This is a genomic window from Brevundimonas vancanneytii, assembly GCF_901421975.1.
In the GTDB taxonomy this organism is placed as follows: domain Bacteria; phylum Pseudomonadota; class Alphaproteobacteria; order Caulobacterales; family Caulobacteraceae; genus Brevundimonas; species Brevundimonas diminuta.
Map to the genome: position 1 here is coordinate 512,895 of NZ_LR588407.1, position 20,716 is coordinate 533,610.

Below are 20,716 nucleotides of genomic sequence, written 5' to 3' on the forward strand. Positions count from 1 at the left end.
GGCCGTGTGCGTTTCGCCTTTCATCAACCCCAAGAGTTTCCATGACTGAAACCCTCAACCCCACCCGCGACGATTTCGCCGCCCTGCTCGACGAACAGCTGCAAGGCCGCGACCTCGGCGAAGGCCAGGTCGTTCACGGCCGCGTCGTCGGCATTGAAAAAGACATCGTCATCATCGACGTCGGTCTGAAGACCGAAGGCCGCATCGCCATGCGCGAGTTCGGCCAGGGCGAAGGCGCCGTCCTGCCCAAGGTCGGCGACAACGTCGAAGTCTACCTGGAGCGCGTCGAGAACGCCCTGGGCGAGGCCGTCATCAGCCGCGACAAGGCTCGCCGCGAAGAAGCCTGGACCCGTCTGGAAGCCGTGTTCGCCGAAGGCCACCCGGTCAACGGCGCCATCGTCGGTCGCGTCAAGGGCGGCTTCACCGTCGACCTGGGCGGCGCCTCGGCCTTCCTGCCGGGCTCGCAAGTCGACATCCGCCCGGTGCGCGACGTCGGCCCGCTGATGGGCAAGGAACAGCCCTTCGCCATCCTGAAGATGGACCGTCCGCGCGGCAACATCGTCGTCTCGCGTCGCGCCATCCTGGAAGAAGCCCGCGCTGAACAGCGCACGGAGCTGGTCGGCCAGCTGCAAGAAGGCGAAATCCGCGAAGGCGTCGTCAAGAACATCACCGACTACGGCGCGTTCGTCGACCTGGGCGGCATCGACGGCCTGCTGCACGTCACGGACATGTCGTGGAAGCGCGTGTCGCACCCGTCGCAAGTCCTGGCCGTCGGCGACACCGTCAAGGTCCAGATCGTCAAGATCAACCCGGACACCCAGCGCATCAGCCTCGGCATGAAGCAACTGCAGTCGGATCCGTGGGACGGCGTCGAAGCCAAATACCCGGTCAACGCCAAGTACACCGGCCGCGTCACCAACATCACCGACTACGGCGCGTTTGTTGAGCTGGAAGCCGGCGTTGAAGGCCTGGTCCACGTCTCGGAAATGTCCTGGACCAAGAAGAACGTCCACCCGGGCAAGATCGTCTCCACCTCGCAGGAAGTGGACGTCATCGTCCTGGACGTCGACAGCGCCAAGCGTCGTATCTCGCTGGGCCTGAAGCAGGCTCAGAACAACCCGTGGGAGGCCTTCCTGGAGGCTCACCCGGTCGGTTCGACCGTCGAAGGCGAAGTCAAGAACGCCACCGAGTTCGGCCTGTTCGTCGGCCTGGACAACGACATCGACGGCATGGTCCACCTGTCGGACCTGGACTGGAACGTGTCGGGCGAAGAAGCCATCCAGCGCTACCGCAAGGGCGAGGTCATCAAGGCCAAGGTTCTGGACGTCGACATCGAGAAGGAGCGCGTTTCCCTGGGCGTCAAGCAGCTCGGCGGCGACCCGATGGAAGGCGACACCTACAAGCGCGGCCAGCAGATCACCGTCACCGTGACGGCGATCGAGACCGGCGGCATCGAGGTGAAGTTCGGTGAAGACGATGCGCCGGTCACGGCCTTCGTCCGCAAGTCGGACCTGTCGCGCGACCGCAACGAGCAGCGCACCGAGCGCTTCGCCGTGGGCGACCGCGTCGACGCCATGATCACCGCCGTCGACAAGGCCACGCGCCGCGTCTCGGTCTCGATCAAGGCTCTCGAGATGAAGGACGAACAGGAAGCCATCGAACAGTTCGGGTCGTCGGACTCGGGCGCTTCGCTGGGCGACATCCTGGGCGCCGCGCTCAAGAACGCGTCGAAGGAATAGGTTTCTCCGTCTGACGGGAAGCCAGGGGCGGCCGGAGCGATCCGGCCGCCCTTTTCCTTTTGCGTCGCATCGGCGCGATCTTCTGGGAATCGATCGCAGCGTCTGTCGGCTTTTTCTCCCTGCGAGAGCCCCTTGCGCGGCGAAACCTGTCCGCCTCGAAAGCAAGAAACCTTCACGACGATACGTTTTGTCTCTTTCTTCCTGTGGCGACAGACGGTTAGGGTGTCGTCCCGGACGGTGAAGCCAAGGCGGGGGCCTGAATGATCAAGTCTGAACTGATCGAGAAACTGGCGGCTGAGAACCTGCATCTCACCCATGCTGAGGTGGAGCGGGTCGTGAACGTGATCCTGGGCCGTATGACAGAGACCCTGTCGGACGGCGGACGGGTCGAGCTTCGCGGTTTCGGCGCCTTCTCGGTGCGTAGCCGCCCGGCGCGGACGGGGCGCAATCCCCGCACCGGCGAGACGGTCGAAGTCCCGGCCAAGGCCGTGCCCTTTTTCAAGAGCGGCAAGGAACTGCGCGAGCGTCTCAACGCTTCCGGCGACGCCTGACCTCTAATCGAAAGACTGAAGATCCCATGAGCCTGCTGACCGAGTTTCGGGAATTCGCCGCGCGCGGCAACGTCGTCGACCTGGCGGTCGGCGTCATCATCGGCGCTTCGTTCGGCAAGATCGTCACCAGCCTGGTCGATCAGGTGGTGATGCCGCCGATCGGCCTGCTTCTGGGCAAGGTCGACTTCTCCAAGATGGAATGGGTGCTGGTGCCGGAGAACCCGGCGACCGAGGCGGTCGAAAAGGTGGCCATTCAGTACGGCGCCTTCATCAACACCCTGATTCAGTTCCTGATCGTGGCCTTCGTGGTCTTCCTGGCGGTCAAGGCCATTAACAAGATGCGCCGCGAGCAGCCGGCCGAGCCTGCAGCCGGCCCGACGCCGACCGAAGCCCTGTTGGCCGAAATCCGCGACGAGCTGAAGGCGCGCCCCTAAGGGGATGTCGCAGCGAGGGTCGTCTCAGGCCCTCGCTTCCACCGCTGAGCGGCGCGCGGGCGCCGGCGCCAGCCGCAGGGCGGCGCTGGCCCGCGCAGGCAACGGCCGCAAACAGAAGGAATAGTCGCCGTCATATGGGGTGGGCCGCCAGCCTGCGTCCTGCATCCCTGTATCGAAGGCGACATGACAGTGGCCCCAGCCGCCTTCCTGGCGGGCCTTGTCGACGAGCGGACCTAGGGCCTGAAGCAAGTTAGGCGAGACCGTTTGCAGACGCACCTTGGCCGCGCCCAGCGTCGGAGCCAGGATGCGTAATCCTTCCACCAGGGTCTGTACGGCCGACGGTTCGCTCTCGAGACCGACCAGGTCGATGATCTCCAGAATCGGCGGCTCTAGCGGCGTCTGCTTGTTCAGCATGGCCAGGGCGAAGCCGTCGATCCGCCCATCCGCGCGATGCGCCAGGACCAGCGGAGGCACCGTCAGATCCGGGTCAGACAGGCGCCAGCGCATCATCGCGGGGCTGCGGTCGGCGACCAGTCGCCCTTCGCGTCGCAAGGCGTCCCAGAACCGAGCGTAATCCGAATTGTCGCCCAGGTCGTCGAGCAGGTCGACCGTGGCAGGCAGGCGAGACTGGGCGCGCTGCAGTCGTCCGCTGAGCAGGCGAGGGAGGGGCGCCAACTGCTCGCCTAGCAGACGCGCCACCTGGGGAGCATGATCGACGACGCGACGCAGGCCGCGCCCGTAAAGGCAGGCCAGAGGATCAACCAGCCAGGACAGCTTGATGTCGTGCGTCGGCGGCGGCCAGGGCGTCATGCCGTGACGCTTGTACAGAGGACTTGAGCGTGCGTTCGCGTTAAACGTGTATTTGGCGAAGCAGCCGGTCTGCTGCACGAACGCGTGAACCAGGTCGCGGCTGCGGCCCTTGTGCGTGGGCGGCACGACGATGGAGTAGCCGGTCGCTCCGTACAGGGCTTCGTCGCCCTGCCAGAAGCGTTGGATGAAATTGCCGGCGCAGGCGACCGGGCCGTCGCCGTTGTCGATGACCCAACCCTGGGGCGCGTTCCGGCCCGCAGCCGCAGGGTTTGACCATAGCCAGGCCCATCCCTCGGCTGAGCGCTGAGGCCACCATACGCTGTGGTACAGGGCGTTCACGGCGTGTAGGTCCGAGTGGCGAACCGGGCGGATGGACATCCTGCGCGTCTCCAAAGGCGGAACACAAGACGCCTACCTGGCCGTAAAAGAGTGTCAATTCGGCTAATGACACGCATAGGGCGAAGAAACGCCTCGGCTGCGACGTCATGTAGGCCGGATTTCGCCGTTAACGCTTGTTTGCAATCCGTGACCGTGCTGTTTCTGCACGCTTCCGCGCCCGTCGGGGGCGTCAGAAAATGGAGCTTGCCGTTGAGAACGACGGACGGAGGGGGCGCGCGATCGGCGCGCCGGCCCGGCACTCGAGGGGGCGCAGCCCAGGCGATGGCTATGAATGAAACGATGTCGATCATGATCTGCGCGGGGGCCCAGGCATGAATATCGTCATCGCGATCGGTCTGATCATCACCCTGGTCACGGGCGTGCCCGTGCTGATGCAGATCCTGAAGAACCACCCGCGCGGGCTGATCATCCTGTTCTTCGCGGAGATGTGGGAGCGTTTCTCCTACTACGGGATGCGCGGCATCCTGATCTTCTTCCTGACGCAGCACTTCCTGTTCGACGACGCCTTGGCGGGTTCGACCTACGGCTCCTACACCTCGCTGGTGTATCTGTTGCCGCTGCTGGGCGGCATGATGGCCGACCGCTTCATCGGCACGCGCAAGGCCGTGGCCTTCGGCGCCCTGCTGCTGGTCGCCGGTCACGCCATGATGGCCTTCGAGGGCCGCCCGGCCACCGAAACCCTGACTTATCAGGGCGCGGCCTATGAGATTTCGGCCGAGGGCCGGGGCGCCGCGCGCGACGTGGGCATCGTGATCGACGGTCAGAAGTACGCCTTCGCCCCGGTCGAGAACGGCCTGGCGATCAAGGATCTGCCGCAAGGCGCGCCGATTCCGGCCGTGCTGCCGACCGGCGAATACAAGATCGACGTCACCCGCGACATGGCGGGCATCAACGTCTTCTACCTGGCCGTGGCTCTGATCATCATGGGCGTGGGCTATCTGAAGCCGAACATCTCGACCATCGTGGGGCAGTTGTATCCCGAGGGTGATCCGCGCCGGGATTCGGGCTTCACTCTCTATTATTACGGCATCAACCTGGGGGCCTTCTGGGCCGCGGTGCTGTGCGGCTACCTGGGTCAGACGGTCGGCTGGTGGGCGGGCTTCGGCTTGGCCGGCGTCGGCATGGCGCTGGGCTGGGTCGTCTTCGTCCTGGGCAAGCCGCTGCTGCAGGGCAAGGGCGAGCCGCCGGCCGAGGGCAATCTCAAGAAGCCTTTCCTGGGGCCGCTGAACCGCGAATGGTCGATCTATCTGCTCAGCATCCTGGGCGTCGGCGTGGTGTGGTTCATGGTTCAGCGCAACGCCCTGGTGGGCTGGGTGCTGGGCGCCGCGACCCTCGCGTCGCTGGCCTTCATCGCCTACGTCATCATCAAGGTCTGCGAGAACCGCATCCAGCGCGAGCGCATGATGTTGGCGGTGGTGCTGATCATCGGCTCGGTGGTCTTCTTCACCTTGTTCGAACAGGCGGGCACGTCGCTGAACCTGTTCGCTGACCGGAACGTCGACCTCAGCCTGACGCCGACGGCGGTGCAGTTCCTGGGCGTCACCATCGGCACGCCCTCGCAGCTGGCTGCGGCGGGCATCACTCCGTCGGGTTTCTGGATCGACGCCACGGTGACGGCGGCACAGACCCAGTCGTTCAACGCCGGCTTCATCCTGATCTTCGCGCCGATCATGGCGGCCCTGTGGGCCTTCCTGGGCAAGCGCAACCTGGACCCGAACCCGACGCTGAAGTTCGGCCTCGGCCTGCTGCAGGTCGGCCTGGGCTTCATGATCGTGGTGTGGGGCGCGGGCATGGCCGACTCGGCCTTCCAGATGCCGATTCTGCTGCTGGGCCTGCTCTATATGTTCCACACTCTGGGCGAGCTGTTCCTGTCGCCGGTGGGCCTGTCGGAGATCACCAAGCTATCGCTGGCCAAGGTGGTCAGCTTCATGATGGCCGTGTGGTTCCTGGCCTCGTCCATCGCCCAGTACGTCGGCGGCTGGATCGCCGGCCTGGCCGGTACCGAAACCGTGGGCGGCCAGGTGCTGGACCCCGGCGCGGCGCTGCGCACCTCGCTCGAGGTGTTCGAGATGCTGGGCCTGTGGGGCATGGGCATCGGCGTCGGCTTCATCGTCATCAGCTTCTTCATCAAGGGCTGGTCGCACGAGAAGGCGGCGCAGTAAGCGCACTCGGCGCGGCGGGTCCGGCGTTCGCGTCGGGCCGGCTGACACAAGGAAAGGGCGGCGTCTCGCAGGAGGCGCCGCCCTTTTCAGTTGGTCCGGGATCGCCCGCCTGGCGCCGGCTCGCGTTGGGGGGACGAGACGACGACCGGAGGGTTCTCTTCTTATGGCTCAGAAGGTCTTGCGCAGGCGGATCTGGTAGAAGGTCCGCGGGTCGACGAAGCGGTTCTCGACGAAGGCGATCGGTCGGGCGATGCGGTCCCCGAACTCGGTGCGCTCGACGTTGAAGTCATCCCAGATGTTGATCTGGCCGCGGATCGCCAGGGTCGGCGTCGGCTTGTATTCAGCCCACAGCTCGTAATAGTCGTGGCCGCGCCAGCCGGAGATCTGGTCCGGCCGATAGTTCTTCTGGCCCAGCAGCGGAATCCAGGCGCCGCCCCACTGCAGCTTCAAACGGGTGACGTCCTGCTGGAAGGAGATGGTCGCCTGGCTGGCGCGTATGCCCGAGATGGGGCGGGTCTCGCCGGTGGTGGGGTCGGTGACTTCGGTATGGTTCCAGGTGTTCTTGAAGCCGAACTTGCCTCCGGACAGGCCCAGCTTGTCGGTCGGGACGGTGACGTTCAGCACCAGCTGGTCCAGCGTGCCGTCGCCGATGTTGCCCACGGCCGCATAGCCGCCGTCCAGAGGGATGACGTCGATGGCGTCGGTGATCTCGTCATGGCGCAGGCCGACGCTGACGATGCCTTCGCCCCAGAAGCGTTTCTCGAAGGTCAGTTCGCTGACCCAGCGCTGTTCCGGCTGCAGATCGACGTTGCCGCCGAAGACGCTTTCGTTCTGGAGCTCGGCCGAGGCGGCGAAGTCGCCGAAGTCCAACTGGCCGACCGTGCGCTCGATCCGCAGGCGGACCTGGGCGCCGGCCGTCGGCGTCCAGGTCGTCAGCAGGCGCGGCTTGGCGTAGACGAAGCTCTTCTCCTGCTCGGCGTCGCCCGACTGGCTGATGGTCGAGGATTCCAGTCTCAGGCCGCCTTCCAGCGTCCATTTGGGATTGATGCGCCAGGTGGCCTTGCCGAACAATTCGCCGCGCGTCTCCTCGACCTTGACCGAGGCCGAGGGCAGGGGAATGGGCGTTCCGCCGACCGAATAGGCCTGCTCGACCTCCAGCATGTTGTAGGCGATCTCGCCCCCGCCTTCGAACTCCAGGGCGGCGGACCGCTCGAAGCGCAGCAGGCCGCGCAGGATGGTTTCGGATGAATCGCCGGTTGCGGCGAAACGCTGGATCGGCTCCTCGATGTCGGCTTCGCGGTTGCGCGACGTGGCGACGTTGTCGAACTCCTCGAACTCGTGAATGAAGCGCGTCTCCAGCTTCAGTCGCTTGGACAGGGGGCGGGTGTAGACCACGCCGACCTCGCCGCTCTTGGTGTCCTCGTCGAACAGGGCTTCGCGGCGGACGCCCGGCGCCGTCTGGCGGTTGATGTTGTGCCAGTCGTTGATCCCGTAGCGCGCCGTCAGGTCGACCTTGCCGCCCAGCAGGGGGCTTGAGAAGTTGCCGCGGATCGAGTTCCCGCCGCCGTAGCCGTCGTTGTAGTAATCCTCGGCGCGCAGCAGCTCGCCGTTCGGGCCGACCCGGCGCAACGGCCCGGCGCCGTTGGAGTCGCTGCTGGAGATGCCGTCGCTCAGCGTCACGCCCCAGGTGCGGTCGCCCCTGCGCTCGGTGAACTGATAGGAGCCGCCGTACAGATCCTGGCCGCCCTCGAACAGGCTGGCGTTGAAGGTGGCGATGTGTTCGCGGCTGGTCGTGTTCTTCAGGATGATGTTGGCGACGACGGAATAGCCCTGCATCTCGATGCCCGGCGCCCCGCCGCGGATCAACTCGATGCGCTCGACCTGGCTGGCCACGGTGCGGCCCAGGACGTTGGAGCCGGTGTCGTTCTTCGATGCGGGGCGCGAGCCGTTGATCAGGACGTTGCCGACCGCGCCTTCAAAGCCGCGCGCGCCGTCGCCGTCGTTGACCGAGAAGCCGGGCACCCGGTTGACCATGTCCAGCGCCGTGTTCGGGCGGGCGTCGGCGAAGAAGTCGGGGGTGAAGATCAGCACCGCCTGATCGCCGGGCGCGGCCGACTGGCGCACGGGTGCGGCGGGCGCATCGGCGGCGAGCGCGATGGTCGGCGCGGCGGCCAGCAATAGGGCGGTGGTCGCCAGCAAGGCGCTCTTGGTGTTCATGACGTCCCTCTCCCTCGGTGTCTGGCAGAGGTTTGGCGGCGTGGCGGTTCGATCTCCAGTTACAAGCCCGACAGGTGGATTAAATCGCTGACAGCATTACGGAATAGTCACGTGCGATGGAATTTTCAGCCCTTAGGATGAAGGCATGAAAGCTCCTCTTCTTTCCGTCGCCCTGGCCGCTCTCATCCTTGCTGCGGCGGCTCCGTCCTCGGCCTTCGCCGCCCAGGAGCAGGCCGAGGCGGCGACCCGCGTGGACGAGGTGGTCGTCACGGCGCGTCGGGCAGGCGCGCCGATGTGGACGGTGCGGCGCGACGGCGAGGGGGTGATGATCCTGGTCGGCGCCATCGAGGAGGCGCCGCGCGACTTCGAATGGCGCGCCCAGGCGCTGGAGGAGGCCGCCGCCCGTTCCGACCGCATCCTGTTCCCACAGCGCGGCCGAGCCTCGCCCGCCGACGTCCTGCGCCTGATGTGGCGCATCCGCACCATCGGCTGGCTGCCGGAAGGCGCGACGACGGCCGACTACCTGACGCCCGAGGATCAGGCGCGGCTGGAGGCCCTGATGGCGGACGAAAAGACCGACCAGTGGCGGCGATACAGTCTGCTGATGCTGGCCATCGACCTGTTCAAGGACAAGGCGGGCGAGAAGGACGCCCGGCCGGTCGGCGCCGACGACGCCGTGCGCCGCGCCGCCCGCAAGGCGCGCGTGCCGATCCGCTCCGTCGGGGTGGTGCGCGGCGCCGATCTGGTGGAGAGCCTGATCTCCGCTCCGCCCCTGACGCATCGCGAATGCCTGCGCGCCGCCCTGTCGGCGGCCGAACTGGGACCGGAGGCGGTGCGCCTGCGGGCCGAGGCATGGCGCGGGCTGCGGGTGGCCGAGGTGCTGGCCTCGCCGGTCGATCAGGCGGTGGACCGCTGCTGGCCCTGGGGCGACCCGCAAATCGGGTCGCAACTGCGTACCGAATGGACCGACGCCATCGCCCAGGCCCTGACCCAGCCCGGCCTGACCATGGCCGTCGCCCCGCTGCGTCGTCTGGCCGAGCCGGGCGGCGTGCTGGATGCGCTGGAGGCCCAGGGCTTCGAGGTGGATGGTCCGCAGTGGAAGGCGGCGCCTTCGGGCGGCTGAAGACGTCGGACGGGGCTTAGGAAGGGGAGGGGACGCCATGAGATCAAAAGGCGCAATGGTTCTCGCAGCGGCGATGATTCTGGTGTCGGGGACGCCGACCTGGGCTCAGGACGAAGCCGCAACGACTCTTGAGGACATCGTCGTGGTGGCGCGTCGATCGGGTGCGCCGACATGGGAGATTCGCAACGGAGAGAGCGTCGTGATCATCGTAGGGGCGCTCTCGGCCGTGCCGCGCGACATCGTCTGGCGGCCCGAGGCGCTGGAGGCGGCGGTGTTACAGGCGGACGCCATCGTCATGTCCCAGACGGCGACGATGAGCCTGGGGGATTACATGCGCATGCGCCGCGCCCGCGCCCGTCTGCCGGATGGCGCGACGACGGCGGACTATCTTGAAGCCGATCAACTGACCCGGCTGGAGGCCCTGGGCGCCCGCTATCGCCAGAACTACGCCGACCGGGGGCTGGTGGCCGTTGCGCGCGATCTGCTGGACGACCGGCTGGCCTATGAGCGCGGCGCGGGGCGCGGCGTGCTGACGACGGTCCGCTCCATGGCGCGTAAGGCGAAGAAATCGACGGTTCACGTTGGAGACCTGGACGCTCGCCATGTCGACGAGGCCGTCGCCGTGCCGGACGACAACCAGATCGCCTGTCTTTCGGCCGCCATTCGCGCGACCGAGGCGGGAAAGGACGGCATGGCTCAGAGGGGCGCGAGCTGGGCCAGGCAGGACGTTCGTGCGGTCATGGCCAGTCCGTTGGAACAGGCGATCGACCATTGCGCCATGTTCGCCGATAGCGATCTGCGCCGGAACGGCCGCACGCAGTGGAGTGAGGCGCTGGCCGACGCCCTGACGGCCGCCCGGACCACCCTGATGGTCATGCCGATCAGCGTCGCGGCGGAAGCTGGCGGTCTGCTGGATCAGGCGGCGGCAAGGGGACTGGAGGTCAGCGGTCCCGAATGGCGCGTCTCCTCCGCGCACGAAGGCGGTTGACGCCCGGCCTCCGAAGGCCGACGCCGGGGGCATGAGCGACATCGAACCCAGACTCACCTCCTTGGCCCATGGCGGCGGCTGCGGCTGCAAGATCGCGCCTGACGTGCTGCAGTCCATCCTGGCCTCGACGCCGCGCACGGCGGCCTTCGCCGATCTGATGGTGGGGACCGAGACCTCGGACGACGCGGCGGTCTGGCGGTTGAACGACCAGCAGGCCCTGGTGGCCACGACCGACTTCTTCATGCCGATGGTGGACGATCCGTTCGACTTCGGCCGGATCGCGGCGGCCAACGCCCTGTCGGACGTCTACGCCATGGGGGCGACGCCGATCTTCGCCCTGGCCATCGTCGGCATGCCGGTCGGCAAGCTGTCGCCCCAGACCATCGGCCGGGTGCTGGAAGGCGGCGCGTCCGTCTGCGCCGAGGCGGGCGTGCCCGTGGCGGGCGGCCATTCGATCGACAGCCTGGAGCCGATCTACGGCCTGGTCGCCCTGGGCCTGACGCATCCTGACCGGGTGCTGACCAATCGCGGCGCGCGGGCGGGCGACGTGCTGATCCTGACCAAGGCCCTGGGTGTCGGCGTTCTGAGCGCCGCCTATAAGCAGGGGCGGCTGGAGGCGGGCGGCTATGAGGCCCTGATCGGCTCGACCACCAAGCTCAACACGCCGGGGCCGAAGCTGGCGGCGATGGACGGCGTCCATGCGGTGACGGACGTGACCGGCTTCGGCCTGCTGGGCCATGCGCTGGAGATGGCGCGCGGCGCGGGCCTGACGGTCGAGATCGACGCCGACGCGCCTGTGTTTCTGGACGGGTCGCCCGCCCTGGCTCAGACCGGGGTGCGGACCGGCGCTTCGGTGCGCAACTGGGCGGCCTATGGCGGGGCGGTGACGCTGGACGCCGAACTGCCGGAATGGCGGCGCGACCTGCTGACTGATCCCCAGACCTCGGGCGGCCTGCTGATCGCCGTCCCGCCCGAGGCGGCGGACGACGTGATGGCGCTGGTTCAGGACATGGGCTTCGCCTCGGCGCGCCGCGTCGGCCGGGTGCGCGAGGGCGCGCCTTCCGTGGTCGTGAAGGCGGGCGGCTGATGGCGCGGCTGACGGCGGACGTGTCGCTGGGGGCGCTCGCCCGCTACGACGCCGTCATCGACGTGCGCAGCCCCGGCGAATTCGCCGAGGACCACCTGCCCGGCGCGATCAACCTGCCGGTGCTGGACGACGCCCAGCGGGCCGAGGTGGGAACCCTCTACGTCCAGACCTCGAAATTCCTCGCCCGCCGCCTGGGCGCGGCCCTGGTGGCGCGCAACATCGCCGCGCATCTGGACGGGGCGCTGGGCGACCGCGACGGCGGGTTTCAGCCCCTGGTCTATTGCTGGCGCGGCGGACAGCGCTCGACGGCCATGACCACGGTGATGGAGCAGGTCGGCTGGCCCGTCACGCGGCTGGAGGGCGGCTATCAGAGCTGGCGCCGGACGGTGGCCGCCGCCCTGCATGACCTGGAGACGGCCCCGACGCTGAAGCTGGTCCTGCTGGACGGCCTGACCGGCAGCGGCAAGACCGAGGTGCTGGCGCGCCTGGCGGATTACGGCGTCCAGAGCCTGGATCTGGAAGGGCTGGCGGCGCATCGCGGCTCCCTGTTCGGGCGCACCGAGACGGAGCAGCCGTCGCAGAAGCTGTTTGAGAGCCGTCTCTATGCGGCGCTTTCCGCCCTCGACCTGAGCCGTCCCGTGGTGGTCGAGGCCGAGGCCAGCCGCATCGGCCGCCTGACCGTGCCGCCCGTGCTGTGGGCGGCGATGAAGGCGGCGCCCGCCTTGCGCCTGTCCGCCCCGTTCGAGGCGCGGGTCGAGCGGGTGCTGCGCGACTATCAGGCGGCGACCGAGGATGCGGCCGTGCGCGACGCCCTGCTGGCGCGGATGCCCAGCCATCACAGCCGCGAGCGGATCGCGCAGTGGCGCGCGCTGTCGCAGGCGGGCGACCTGCGCGCCCTGGCGACGGCCCTGATGCGCGAGCACTACGACCCGGCCTATCGCCGCGCGTCTGCGGGGGCGCGCGATCTGGACGAGATCACGATGGACGGCGGCGCTGAGAGCGATCTGGATCGCGCCGCTGAGGCTGTGGCGGTGCGGGCGGCCGCGCTCTAGACCGCCGTGCCGCCGACCGTCAGGCCGCCGATCTTGAGGCTGGGCTGGCCGATACCGACGGGGACGCCCTGACCGGCCTTGCCGCAGGTGCCGACGCCGGGGTCGAAGGCGAAGTCGTCGCCGATCATCTGGATCTGGGTCAGGGCCGTGGCCCCGTCGCCGATCAGGGTGGCGCCGCGCACCGGGGCGGTGATCTTCCCGTCCTCGATCAGATAGGCCTCGGTGCACTGGAAGACGAACTTGCCGTTGGTGATGTCCACCTGGCCGCCGCCGAAGTTGGCGGCGTAGAGCCCGCGCTTGGTCGAGGCGATCATGTCGGCCTGACTGTCCCTGCCGCCTTCCATGAAGGTGTTGGTCATGCGCGGCATCGGCGTATGGGCGAAGGACTGGCGGCGGCCGTTGCCGGTGGCGTTCGCCCCCAACTGACGCGCCGACAGCCGGTCGTGCATCAGGCCGACCATGATCCCGTCCTCGATCAGCACGGTGCGCGAGGTCGGGGTGCCTTCGTCGTCGAACGACAGCGAGCCGCGGCGTCCGGCGATGGAGCCGTCGTCCACGACCGTCACGCCCGGCGCAGCGACGCGCTTGCCCATCATGCCGGTGAAGACCGACGAGCCCTTGCGGTGGAAGTCGCCCTCGAAGCCGTGGCCGACCGCCTCGTGCAGCAGGACGCCCGGCCAGCCCGCGCCCAGCACCACGTCCATCTCGCCCGCCGGGCAGTCGACGGCCTCCAGATTGACCAGGGCCTGACGCAGGGCTTCGTCCACCTGGGCCTGCCAGCGTTCGGGGGCGACCCATTCCTCGAAGCCCGCGCGGCCGCCCGCGCCGGACGAGGCGCTCTCGCGGCGGCCGTCCTTCTCGACGGTGACGGAGACGTTCAGCCGCACCAGCGGGCGCAGGTCGCTGAGCAGCCGCCCGTCGCCGCGCAGGATGTCGATGGCGCGGCGCTCGCCGACCAGGGAGGCCGAGACCTGCACCACGCGCGGATCGCGGGCGCGGGCCCAGGCGTCGATCTCGGCCAGCAGGGCGATCTTGTCCGAGAAGGCCGGGGTCAGCAGCGGATCGACCGGATCATAGAGGCGCTGGTTGGTGGCGCGCGGCGCCTCGGCGGCGGTTCCGTCATAGCCGCGCTTGGCGAGCGCGGCGCTGTCGGCGGCGCGGCGGATGGCGGCGGCGGAGATCTCATTGGCGTGGGCGTAGCCCGCGGTCTCGCCCGCCACGACGCGCAGGCCGAAGCCCTCGACGGCGTCATAGGAGGCGCCCTTCAGCCGCCCGTCGTCGAAGACCAGGGATTCGCTCTCGGTCTTTTCAAGGAACAGCTCCCCGTCGTCGGCGCCCGCCAGGGCGGTCTGCAGGATCGACAGGGCCTCGTCCGGGGCTACGCCTGCGGCGTCGAGGATGGGGGAGGGGGAGGCGACGGTGCTCATGGACGCTAGATAGGGGCTGAGGAGCGCGGCGTCACGGCCCGCAAAAGCAATCGGCCCCTCTCGTCGTGCGAAAGGGGCCGATCGGCGTCATGCACGTGCAGGCGACGCCTAGTCCTCCGTCACCTCGCCGGAGCCGCTGACCGACTGGCGCAGTTCGGCGGGGCGGCGGGTCAGGCGGACTTCGCCGCTGCCCGAGACGTCGACCTCGGCCTTGCTGCTCGGGCCGACGCGGACCTCGCCCGAGCCGCTGACGCGGACCTTGGCGTCGTCGACGATCAGCTCGTCCATGCGGGCGTCGCCGGCGCCGGAGACGTCGATCGTCACGGCGTCGGTCCGGCCCTGGACCCGCACGTCGGACGAGCCGGTCAGCGTCAGGTCCAGCGACGGCTGGTCATAGCCGCGGATCTTCAGCTCGGTCGGGCCGGACAGGTCGAAGGTCTTCACCGAGGGGGCCTTGATGATGATCTTCAGGGCGTCGGTCTCGCTCCAGCCGCGAATGCCGGTGCGGGTCCAGCGGACATAGCTGCGATCGCCGCGCGGGGCCTCGTCCAGGGTCAGGCGGCCGTTGGAGAAGCGGACACGCTCGACCACGCTCTGGGCGCCCGAGACGGTGATGCCCGGCGTATCGGCCTGCTGGTCGTAGACCACGTCGGCGGGGATGTTGATGGCCAGGCGGTCGCCGCCGGTCCATTCGATGGTGCGGGTCGTGTCGGGCGAGACCTGGCCGCGTTCGACGGTGAAGCCGCTGTCGCCGGCTTCGTCGTCGGTGATGACCCAGGTCCAGTCGTGGCGGGCCAGGTCGCGGCCTCCCACGGCGAAGGCGCCGCCGATGCCGACGATGGCCAGTATCAGGCCCGCGCCGGAGATGATGAGCAGATTGCGGATCATGACTGTGTTCTCCTCTCTCTGGCTTTTAGGCCTGGGGTTCCAGGGCGGGTTTGACGACGCGGTAGTGCAGGCGGGCGTACCAGACGGTGGCGTCGATCAGCCACTTGGTCAGCAGCGCCATGATCCCGACCATGAAGATGCCCAGACCCATCAGGCCGACGCCCAGAAGCGCGGCGGCCAGCGCCCCGCCCGGCAGACCCATGAAGGCGCCCGCCACCATGACGAAGCCGCCGGCGATGAAGACGCCGACCCCGCCCAGCAGCAGGGACAGCACCGTGCCGAAGACGGGCAGGGCGATGGGCAGCAGGATCAGGATGTCGATCGCGCCCAGGCCCAGGATGCCGAACACGGCCCCGGCGGCGGATGAGGCCGACGGCTCCTGACGCCAGCGCTGGGCGCCGGCCTCGGCCTTCAGCTCGCGAGACAGGCGATCCGGGTCGCCCAGGGCCTCGGCCACCTCGGCCTCGCTGCGGCCGGCGGCGGCGCCGTCGGCGAAGTGGGCTTCGTAGTCGGCCACGATCTCATTGGCGGTGGCGGCGGGCAGGCCCACCAGGCCGCGTCGCAGTCGCGCCAGGAATTCCGCGCGGTTCATTTGTCCTCTCCCCTGTCAGCTTGGGGCGGTCGATTCGGTTCGGGCGCTCTGATCGAGCAAGGCGGGCGTCTCCGCTGGAGCTTCCGCGACAATGACGCTTTCGTCGTCATCGCCGGCGATCAGGGCTTCGACGGCGCGGGCGAAGGCTCGCCACTCGCCGGTCTGGCCGTCCAGGGCGCGGCGGCCCGCGCCGGTCAGGCGATAGTATTTGCGGGACGGGCCGCTGGATGATTCGACCAGATAGGTCTCCACCAGGCCGTCGGTCTGCATCCGCCGCATCAGCGGGTAGATGGTGCCTTCTCCCATGCCGATGGCGTCGGACAGGCGGCTGGCGATCTCATAGGCGTAGCTGTCGCGTCGGGCGAGCAGCGCCAGGACGCAGAGCCCCAGCACGCCTTTCTTCAGTTGAATGTCGATGGTGTCGGGCATTCGATCCCTCTTGGGCGTCCGCTCTTCGGATGTTCAAGGGGTATCGCAAGGTATCTTGTCGTGCAAGGTAGCTGTTCAAACATGACAGCGATTTAATCGACCGCATTTTGTCGAGAGGGCGCCATAGGTGCGCTTGATCGCTTGGCAAGGGCGGTTCGAGCCGATAAGGACCGGCCATGACACGCCGAGGTCCGTCTGGGCCCGGCGACGCTTGCGAATTGCTCGCAAACGTCTGCTGCAGAACGGTTTATGAGGACTTCTCGAATGGGGATGGGCATGCGAGCCATGGCGCGGTTGGGGGGCGGTATCGCCGCGACCGCCCTTGCCGCCATTTTCGCTGCGCCGGCGATGGCGCAGGATCTTTTGGGGCAGCCGGTTCCGGCGGGCCTGGGCCTGCAGACGGCCGCCGCGCCGCTGGCGCACGAGGCTCACTTCTTCCACAACGTCGTGCTGATGCCGGTCATCACCGTGATCTGCGTCCTGGTGCTGGCGCTGCTGGTGTGGATCGCGATCCGCTACAACAAGCGCGCCAACCCGACCCCGGCCAAGTGGAGCCACAACACGGTCATCGAGGTCATCTGGACCGTGGTGCCGGTGCTGATCCTGGTCGGCATCTCCCTGTTCTCGTTCCGCCTACTGTTCGCCTATCACGATTATCCGGACTCGGACGTCACGGTGAAGATCACCGGCAACCAGTGGAACTGGGGCTATGAATATCCGGACCAGGGCGTGGCCGAGTACATCTCGAACATGCTGCCGGAAGATAAGGCGCCCAAGCATCTGTATCGACTGGCCGCCGATGAGCCGATGGTGGTTCCGGTCGGTCAGAACGTGCGCCTGCTGATCACCGCTTCGGACGTGATCCACGCCGTCGCCGTGCCGGCCTTCGCCATCAAGGTGGACGCCGTTCCGGGCCGCATGAACGAGACCTGGTTCCGCGCCGAAAAGGAAGGCGACTACTACGGCCAGTGCTCCGAACTGTGCGGCGTCGACCACGCCTTCATGCCGATCCACGTCAAGGTGGTGAGCAAGGAAGCCTTCGCCGCCTGGGTCGCCTCCAAGGGCGGCTCCATGACCAAGGCCGCCGATGACGCAGCGGCCGCCGCTGCTGCGGCTGCGCCCGCCGTCGCCGAAGCGCCCGCCGCTCCGGCCGCCGGCGCCGCCGCCCCGACCGACGCCGCGCCTGCGGCCCCCGCAACCGCCGCCGCGCCCGCCGCGCCGGCCGCTCAGTAAGAGAGACGCGAGAGCCCAGACCCATGGCCACCGCTGCTGTTCACGATTCACACGACCATAAGCCGGGCTTCTTCACCCGCTGGTTCCTGTCGACCAACCACAAGGACATCGGGATTCTGTACCTGGTGTTCGCCATCTTCACCGGCCTTGTCGGCGGCGCCCTGTCGGGCCTGATCCGCTGGGAACTGGCCGAGCCGGGCATCCAGCTGTTCAAGGAAGGCACGATCATCCAGCAACTGGGGATCGTCGAGGCGTCCAAGCACGGCTACAACGTCACGGTCACGGCTCACGCCCTGATCATGGTGTTCTTCGTCGTCATGCCCGCGACGATGGGCGGTTTCGGCAACTACTTCATCCCGATCATGATCGGGGCGCCGGACATGGCCTTCCCGCGCCTGAACAACATCTCGTTCTGGCTGATCTTCTTCGCCTTCGTGTTGCTGGTGCTGTCGATGTTCGTCGACGGCGGGCCGGGCCGCGGCTTCGGCGGGGGGTGGACCTCCTATCCGCCGCTGTCGACCATGGGCCACACGGGGCCGTCGTTCGACCTGGCGATCTTCTCGCTGCACGTCGCGGGCGCCTCGTCGATCCTGGGCGCGATCAACTTCATCACCACCATCTTCAACATGCGCGCGCCGGGCATGACCCTGCACCGCATGCCGCTGTTCGCCTGGGGCGTGCTGATCACGGCCTTCCTGCTGCTGCTGTCGCTGCCGGTTCTGGCGGGCGCCATCACCATGCTGCTGACCGACCGTAACTTCGGCACCTCGTTCTTCGATCCGGCCGGCGGCGGCGACCCGGTGATGTACCAGCACCTGTTCTGGTTCTTCGGCCACCCCGAAGTGTACATCATGATCCTGCCGGGCTTCGGCATGATCTCGCACATCGTCTCGACCTTCTCGAAGAAGCCGATCTTCGGCTACCTCGCGATGGCCTACGCCATGGTCGCCATCGGCTTCATCGGCTTCATCGTGTGGGCGCACCACATGTATACGGTCGGCATGAGCGTGAACCTGCGCGCCTACTTCGTGGCCGCGACCATGATCATCGCCGTGCCCACGGGCGTGAAGATCTTCAGCTGGATCGCCACCATGTGGGGCGGCTCCATCACCTTCAAGGCGCCCATGCTGTGGGCGATGGGCTTCATCTTCCTGTTCACCGTCGGCGGCGTGACCGGCGTGGTCCTGTCGAACGCCGGCATCGACTACAGCCTGCACGACACCTACTACGTCGTGGCGCACTTCCACTACGTGCTGTCGCTGGGCGCCATCTTCTCGATCTTCGCGGCCTTCTACTACTGGTACGAGAAGATGTTCGGGGTGAAGTACAACGAGTTCCTGGCTCAGGCTCACTTCTGGATCATGTTCGTGGGCGTGAACCTGGTGTTCTTCCCGCAGCACTTCCTGGGTCTGCAGGGCATGCCGCGTCGCTACGTCGACTATCCGGAAGCCTTCACCTACTGGAACCACGTCTCGTCGGTCGGCTATCTGATCACCATCATCGGCGTGGGCGTGTTCCTGGTGCTGCTGGTGGAATCCGCCATCCGTCGCCGCAAGGCCGAGGCCAACCCGTGGGGCGAAGGCGCCACCACGCTGGAGTGGACCCTGTCCTCGCCGCCGCCGCACCACCAGTTCAACGAACTGCCGGTGGTCAAGGCGGACAACCACTGATCCGTATCGGATAGACTCGGAGAGGCCGCCCTTCCGTAACCGGAAGGGCGGCCTTCGCGCTTTATGACCATGATCGAACGCCCCGCCCAAGAAACGCCCCTCGTCACCACGGCCCAGCCGGAAGACTTCTTCCAGTTGTTGAAACCGCGCGTCATGTCGCTTGTGGTGTTCACAGCGGTGACGGGCCTGGTCGTGGCGCCGGGGCAGCTGAGCTGGGTCAACGCTGTCATCGCCGTTCTGTGCATCGCCATCGGCGCCGGGGCGGCGGGCGCGCTGAACATGGCGGTCGAGGGCGAGACCGACGCCCTGATGCGTCGCACGCGCGGACGCCCGGTCGCGGCCGGACGCGTGCGCAAGAACGACGCCATCGCCTTCGGCATGGTGCTGTCGATCTTCTCGGTCATGCTGCTGGGCATGACGACCAACTGGCTGGCGGGCGGCCTGCTGGCCCTGACCATCGTCTACTACGCCTGGCTCTACACCCTGGTGCTGAAGCGCCGCACGCCCCAGAACATCGTCATCGGCGGGCGCGGCCGGGGCCTTGCCGCCCGTGATCGGCTGGGCGGCGGTGACGGGCGACGCGCCGTGGCAGGCCTGGCTGCTGTTCCTGATCATCTTCATGTGGACGCCGCCGCACACCTGGGCCCTGACCCTCTATTCGGCCGGCGACTACGCCAAGGCGGGCATTCCGATGATGCCGGTGGCGCGCGGAGCCAAGTCCACCCGCCTGCAGATCATGCTCTACAGCCTGGCCTTCGTGCCCGTGGCGATCGCGCCCGCCTTCACCGGCCTGGGCGGCCCCATCTATCTGGTGGTCTCGGTCGCGGGCGGCTTGGGCTTCCTGGCCCTGGCCTTCCGCCTGTGGCGCTCGCGCGCCGGCGATCAACCCGACAAGGCCGAGGCCGTGGGGCGAGAGGCCGCATTGTATGACGTCCGGGCCGAGGCCAAACCGGCCCGCAACCTGTTCGCCTTTTCGATCTTGTACCTGATGGCGTTGTTCTCGGCCCTGTTGGTCGAGCATCTGTCGGGCGTCGGAGTCTGAATCCCATGTCCAACCTCCAGTACCTGAAGCTGAACGATGAACAGGTTCGTGCGCGCAAGCGTCGCAACGTGGCCATCGCCCTGGGCCTGCTGGCCTTCATCGCCCTGGTCTACACCGTGACGGTGTCGCGCATGCACGCCAACAACCAGGCGCGACATGAAGCCGAGGCGGCGGCCCTGGCCACGCTGGAGAGGGCCGATCCGGCCCTGCCGGCGCCGGTCCAGCCGGACGCACCCGTTCCCGCGCCCGCAACCCAGGAGCCTTGAGGGCCGTGAAGAACAAGAATTCGGTCGCGCTGCTGTGCGCAGCCTTGGTCATTTTCATGACGGGCGCGGCCTTCGCCGCCGTGCCGCTGTACCGGCTGTTCTGCCAGGTCACGGGCTTCGACGGCACGACCATGAAGGCCGAGGCGGCGCCGACCGAGATCCTGGATCAGGAAGTCCTGATCCGTTTCGACACCAACGTCCGCGACCTGCCGATGACCTTCAAGGCCGAGCAGTTCAGTCAGAAGGTCCGCATCGGCGAGACGGGCATGGCCTATTTCGAGGTGACCAACACCTCGAACCAGACGATCCACGCCACGGCGGCCTACAATGTGGTGCCCGAGCGGGCCGGTCCGTACTTCCAGAAGCTTCAGTGCTTCTGCTTCGAGGGGCAGGAGATCGCGCCGGGCGCGACCGTCTCCTTCCCGATGCAGTATTTCGTCGCGCCCGAGATGGCGACCGACGCCGAGGTGAAGGGGGTGCGCGAAATCACCCTCAGCTACACCTTCTTTCCAACCAAAGGCTTTCAGCAGGCCGTTGCGAACGACTCTGCTGTTGGCAAAGCCGGAGAGCGGGGGCTATAGCCCTCTTCAAACGACTCTCGCCTTAA

The 20,716-nt window shown here is 67.6% G+C and carries 18 protein-coding genes and 1 pseudogene; 13 read left to right on the top strand and 6 right to left on the bottom strand.

Annotated features, from left to right (window positions below; genetic code table 11):
- Window positions 1-41: 41 nt before the first annotated feature.
- From rpsA to mscL, 3 genes are all read left to right on the top strand, one after another.
- The gene (gene rpsA / locus FGL25_RS02510; RefSeq protein WP_003165993.1) at window positions 42-1,739 is read left to right on the top strand and encodes a 30S ribosomal protein S1; all 1,698 of its coding nucleotides are present in this window, start codon (window positions 42-44) and stop codon (window positions 1,737-1,739) included.
- 260 nt (window positions 1,740-1,999) lie between these two features.
- Window positions 2,000-2,290, top strand: a complete 291-nt coding sequence (locus FGL25_RS02515; protein ID WP_003165992.1) for an integration host factor subunit beta — start codon at window positions 2,000-2,002, stop codon at window positions 2,288-2,290.
- Window positions 2,291-2,316: 26 nt separating this feature from the next.
- On the top strand, window positions 2,317-2,724 hold the full coding sequence (gene mscL / locus FGL25_RS02520; RefSeq protein WP_003165991.1) for a large-conductance mechanosensitive channel protein MscL: 408 nt from the start codon (window positions 2,317-2,319) through the stop codon (window positions 2,722-2,724).
- Between the two features lie 24 nt (window positions 2,725-2,748).
- Here the strand turns inward: mscL and FGL25_RS02525 are convergent, their stop codons facing one another.
- Window positions 2,749-3,912 (bottom strand): N-acetyltransferase, encoded by a 1,164-nt coding sequence (locus FGL25_RS02525; RefSeq protein WP_138140872.1) that lies wholly within the window; start codon window positions 3,910-3,912, stop codon window positions 2,749-2,751.
- Between the two features lie 332 nt (window positions 3,913-4,244).
- On the opposite strand from FGL25_RS02525, the gene FGL25_RS02530 reads away from it, so the two are divergent.
- The gene (locus FGL25_RS02530) at window positions 4,245-6,095 is read left to right on the top strand and encodes a peptide MFS transporter (protein WP_088410368.1); all 1,851 of its coding nucleotides are present in this window, start codon (window positions 4,245-4,247) and stop codon (window positions 6,093-6,095) included.
- Between the two features lie 168 nt (window positions 6,096-6,263).
- On the opposite strand, the gene FGL25_RS02535 is transcribed toward FGL25_RS02530, so the two are convergent.
- Window positions 6,264-8,312, bottom strand: a complete 2,049-nt coding sequence (locus tag FGL25_RS02535; protein ID WP_138140873.1) for a TonB-dependent receptor plug domain-containing protein — start codon at window positions 8,310-8,312, stop codon at window positions 6,264-6,266.
- A gap of 145 nt (window positions 8,313-8,457) precedes the next feature.
- On the opposite strand from FGL25_RS02535, the gene FGL25_RS02540 reads away from it, so the two are divergent.
- Genes FGL25_RS02540 through mnmH form a run of 4 tightly spaced genes read left to right on the top strand, consistent with a single transcriptional unit; the run spans window position 8,458 to window position 12,562 of the window.
- On the top strand, window positions 8,458-9,435 hold the full coding sequence (locus FGL25_RS02540; RefSeq protein ID WP_138140874.1) for a TraB/GumN family protein: 978 nt from the start codon (window positions 8,458-8,460) through the stop codon (window positions 9,433-9,435).
- Window positions 9,436-9,490: 55 nt separating this feature from the next.
- Window positions 9,491-10,423, top strand: a complete 933-nt coding sequence (locus FGL25_RS02545; protein ID WP_252969974.1) for a TraB/GumN family protein — start codon at window positions 9,491-9,493, stop codon at window positions 10,421-10,423.
- A gap of 31 nt (window positions 10,424-10,454) precedes the next feature.
- Window positions 10,455-11,510 carry a selenide, water dikinase SelD gene (gene selD / locus FGL25_RS02550; RefSeq protein WP_138140876.1) on the top strand — a complete coding sequence of 352 codons (1,056 nt, stop codon included), beginning with the start codon at window positions 10,455-10,457 and terminating at the stop codon, window positions 11,508-11,510.
- Window positions 11,510-12,562, top strand: coding sequence for a tRNA 2-selenouridine(34) synthase MnmH (gene mnmH / locus FGL25_RS02555; RefSeq protein ID WP_252969975.1), 1,053 nt, complete (start codon window positions 11,510-11,512; stop codon window positions 12,560-12,562). The genes selD and mnmH overlap by 1 nt, the downstream gene beginning before the upstream one ends.
- On the opposite strand, the gene tldD is transcribed toward mnmH, so the two are convergent.
- From tldD to FGL25_RS02575, 4 genes are all read right to left on the bottom strand, one after another.
- Window positions 12,559-13,989, bottom strand: a complete 1,431-nt coding sequence (tldD, locus tag FGL25_RS02560) for a metalloprotease TldD (protein WP_138140877.1) — start codon at window positions 13,987-13,989, stop codon at window positions 12,559-12,561. The two genes, mnmH and tldD, sit on opposite strands and share 4 nt — an antisense overlap.
- A gap of 108 nt (window positions 13,990-14,097) precedes the next feature.
- Window positions 14,098-14,877, bottom strand: coding sequence for a GIN domain-containing protein (locus FGL25_RS02565; RefSeq protein WP_138140878.1), 780 nt, complete (start codon window positions 14,875-14,877; stop codon window positions 14,098-14,100).
- Window positions 14,878-14,902: 25 nt separating this feature from the next.
- Window positions 14,903-15,469: a DUF1700 domain-containing protein gene (locus tag FGL25_RS02570; protein WP_138140879.1), complete on the bottom strand. Its 567-nt coding sequence runs from the start codon at window positions 15,467-15,469 to the stop codon at window positions 14,903-14,905.
- Window positions 15,470-15,484: 15 nt separating this feature from the next.
- Window positions 15,485-15,898, bottom strand: a complete 414-nt coding sequence (locus tag FGL25_RS02575) for a PadR family transcriptional regulator (protein ID WP_252969976.1) — start codon at window positions 15,896-15,898, stop codon at window positions 15,485-15,487.
- Window positions 15,899-16,162: 264 nt separating this feature from the next.
- Here FGL25_RS02575 and coxB point away from each other — a divergent pair, with 264 nt between their 5' ends.
- The 5 genes and pseudogenes from coxB to FGL25_RS02600 all read left to right on the top strand — a co-directional run bounded on the left by coxB (window position 16,163) and on the right by FGL25_RS02600 (window position 20,690).
- Complete coding sequence (gene coxB / locus FGL25_RS02580; RefSeq protein ID WP_138140880.1) at window positions 16,163-17,131, top strand: cytochrome c oxidase subunit II; 969 nt, start codon at window positions 16,163-16,165, stop codon at window positions 17,129-17,131.
- Between the two features lie 23 nt (window positions 17,132-17,154).
- Window positions 17,155-18,801, top strand: coding sequence for a cytochrome c oxidase subunit I (gene ctaD, locus FGL25_RS02585; RefSeq protein ID WP_046652139.1), 1,647 nt, complete (start codon window positions 17,155-17,157; stop codon window positions 18,799-18,801).
- A 63-nt stretch (window positions 18,802-18,864) separates the two neighbouring features.
- A pseudogene (cyoE, locus tag FGL25_RS02590) lies at window positions 18,865-19,843 on the top strand (heme o synthase).
- A 5-nt stretch (window positions 19,844-19,848) separates the two neighbouring features.
- The gene (locus FGL25_RS02595; protein ID WP_003165976.1) at window positions 19,849-20,109 is read left to right on the top strand and encodes a hypothetical protein; all 261 of its coding nucleotides are present in this window, start codon (window positions 19,849-19,851) and stop codon (window positions 20,107-20,109) included.
- Between the two features lie 5 nt (window positions 20,110-20,114).
- The gene (locus tag FGL25_RS02600; protein WP_003165975.1) at window positions 20,115-20,690 is read left to right on the top strand and encodes a cytochrome c oxidase assembly protein; all 576 of its coding nucleotides are present in this window, start codon (window positions 20,115-20,117) and stop codon (window positions 20,688-20,690) included.
- Window positions 20,691-20,716: the final 26 nt, after the last annotated feature.